This window comes from uncultured Jannaschia sp. (assembly GCF_947494055.1).
In the GTDB taxonomy this organism is placed as follows: Bacteria; Pseudomonadota; Alphaproteobacteria; order Rhodobacterales; family Rhodobacteraceae; genus Jannaschia.
On the sequence record NZ_CANLTR010000228.1, the window covers coordinates 1 to 270 of the forward strand.

A 270-nucleotide genomic window follows, 5' to 3' on the forward strand; every position below is an offset into this window, starting at 1 on the left:
TATCCGCCGACTTCTGCATCGAGGCCTCGGAGGAAGCGCTCCACCGCCATGGCAAACCGGCAATCTTCAATACCGACCAGGGATCGCAGTTCACCAGCACCGACTTCACGAGGGTGCTGAAGGATGCAAAGATCGCCATCAGCATGCCTCTCGGTGATTGCCTGCAATCACCTGCCGGTAACAGACGGCAAGGGTGCGTGGCGCGACAACGTCTTCCCCCTCCCGGGACATCGCGAAGCGATGCCCTGCGGGGCAGTGGTCGAGCGGCTC

At 62.2% G+C, this 270-nt stretch carries 1 pseudogene; it reads left to right on the forward strand.

The annotated features are described in order from the left end of the window. Nucleotides 1-146 (forward strand): annotated as a pseudogene (locus tag Q1A87_RS23960) (DDE-type integrase/transposase/recombinase); the annotation flags it as partial. Nucleotides 147-270: the final 124 nt, after the last annotated feature.